The sequence below is a fragment of the Paenibacillus sp. 01T424 genome, from assembly GCF_056398745.1.
Window position 1 is genome coordinate 1 of the sequence record NZ_JBFTPZ010000102.1, and the last position, 2,446, is coordinate 2,446.

3 protein-coding genes are annotated in these 2,446 nt (G+C 36.4%); all 3 read right to left on the reverse strand.

Features of this window, described 5'->3' with window-relative positions; all coding sequences use genetic code 11:
- The coding region (locus AC1DPK_RS34035) for a phosphotransferase-like protein (protein ID WP_477513019.1) at positions 1 to 232 on the reverse strand (232 nt) is incomplete at its 3' end.
- 459 nt (positions 233 to 691) lie between these two features.
- Positions 692 to 1,123 carry a DUF3888 domain-containing protein gene (locus AC1DPK_RS34040; RefSeq protein ID WP_477513020.1) on the reverse strand — a complete coding sequence of 144 codons (432 nt, stop codon included), beginning with the start codon at positions 1,121 to 1,123 and terminating at the stop codon, positions 692 to 694.
- Between the two features lie 729 nt (positions 1,124 to 1,852).
- Positions 1,853 to 2,083 (reverse strand): hypothetical protein, encoded by a 231-nt coding sequence (locus AC1DPK_RS34045; RefSeq protein WP_477513021.1) that lies wholly within the window; start codon positions 2,081 to 2,083, stop codon positions 1,853 to 1,855.
- Between the last annotated feature and the right edge of the window lie 363 nt (positions 2,084 to 2,446).

The following is a 2,446-nucleotide window of genomic DNA, read 5'->3' on the forward strand; positions in this document are numbered from 1 at the left end:
TTTTCTTACCATGGTCAGAAAATAGTTTAGCAGTATGATACATCATAATAATTGCATCACTTAAATATTTCCAATAATCTTCACGGAGATAGTTATCGCCTATTGTATTCTCAAAAAGGTCATTTGCAACAACATAAAAAAATTCATCTGATTTTAACTGTATAGCATCTACTATAGATGTTTTCCCAGCACTAGTTACACCATTTAGAAATACGATTTTCCCTTTTTTCATCTTAATATGCCTCTCTTATTCATGATCTTCAAAAAAGAATACTATAGTGACGGTGATTTCCTGATCTAATTTTCAGTATAACATTTACACCAAAACGTGGTGATATAAAGAACTGTTATAATCAATCCTGCCCTTTCGTATTATGGTTCAAATAGATGGATCCTTATCATAGCCTTTAGCAGATAGGTCAATTAATGAGCAATAAAAAAAGCCACCTGGAAAGGTGGCTTGCACTCAAACAGAGTGCAAAAGTATAGATAGGAGTGGAGAGTCCTGTCCTAAACCTGTAGCTTTTAGAGTAACGTACTTTCATACCGTGCCTGATGCCAATCGTGCCGCTTTCAACAGCATTCAAAACCACTATTTCTTCATAATAGGAATGCTGCCCGTTAGTTTAATAAAAAGAGCAGGCTATCGTAACGCCTGCTCCAAGGTGTGTTATTCAACTAACGTACCCCGTTACCTCAAAAGATCTTGATAATTTGGGGGGAAATCATTCTTATCCGGTCCTCTAACATGTTCAAAATTTTTAAGCTCAACTCCAGCTGGCGAGATTCGATATATAAAAACATCTTCACCGACAGGGATATGAGGTCCAACTGTTGGACGTACATCAAGAGTAATCAAAAAATCAAAACCACGGAAGCCATTAACCCTTTTTATTTCCTTCACATCAACAAAATAAGGATAAATATCGGGTGAACCTGGTACAGAAAATACATCCGAATACGCCTCAGCAAGTTTCTCTCTCATATGAGGAAGCAAAAGCAATATGAGCATATCTTGAAGTTGCAATTCTTTTGAGTCCTTAAGTGGCTTCTCATCAACTGCATTACAAAATTGCGTTCCAACCAATGAGAATAGGATTACAAAGCATATTATTACCCTCAAGAACCTCGACCCTTCCTTTACCTTAATCCACCAAACATAGATTAATTTGTCCAGAAAAGAGAGGTGTATTCATTAACCTAAACTGCCCGTTAGCTTAATGAATCGTCTTCCTCGAACCCCCTTCAATTTCTCTTAAATTATTCTTAATCGCTATATACCTTTGCGATCCTAATAATAATTCACTATATAAATACATGTATTGTAGGTGATACCTCATATCAAATTTATTTTTGTGATATTTCAATAAATAATCTACATAGTCCGTAAAGAAGAATAAAACATCCTTTGACCGTTTATTGAACTTAATGGTATTCAAATAATTTGATATTTCATTTAGTTTCTTTTGAGTATAGACTAAAATACTTTGAATATCTTTTTCTGGTAGCGATTCATAAGCTTCTGTTCTTGCTTGCCAATGATCTTCAAAGACTTCTTTATTTTCATGCAAAATGACATGTATTGGTTTGAGTAATTTTAATTGGTGTTTAAGTCGTCGAGTCTTGAATAGGTTTCTGATTTTTTGGAATATGAGAAATTCCTCCTGGATAACGTCATAAGAGTCGCTGTACTCAGCATACTTCCTTCTAATTACGAAGACGAATTTTATTTTGTTTGCATAACTGCCCGTTAGATTAATAAAACGAGCAGGCTACCGCAGTGCCTGCTCATCGTTGTGTGCTATTGCCTAACGTTCTCCGTTAGTTGAGCAGCGTGGTGATGTTGTTAAATTTAACGAATAAAACTAATCAAGACTGCTACCGCACCCATTAACACTAAAATTGAAAATACAGAGTAGCCGAAGATCTTTAGAGGACGCGGCATTGAATTTAAATCTATTTTTTTCATTGGTCCTCCACCCTCAATACTTTGAATAGAGCGAAGGTTCTCATCTAAATAATTATAGTTACTGTGCAAATGTTCCTTTTCGGGCTGGGTTTCATGGATCTTGTTTGTGCTCATTCCAAGTCCCCTTTCAATTCGGTTTACATGGAATATTCTACCACATTTACGAAAATCATGTAACCCACCAAGCACCATGCTAACCTGCCCGTTCGTATTATGGTTCAACCAGATGGATCCTTATACCGTAACCTTTAGCAGATTGGTCACTTAATGAGCAATAAAAAATAGCCACCTGTAAGGGTGGCTCGCACTCAATAAGAGTGCAAAAGTATAGATAGGAGTGGAGAGTCCTGTCCTGAACCTGTAGCTTTTTAGTGTTACACACATTCATATCTTTCTACTTCATTTAAGCAAGTTAACGGCGATGATGCCAATCAAGGATTGTTTGTCACTCCTTTGGATCTCCACGAGCCCTTTACC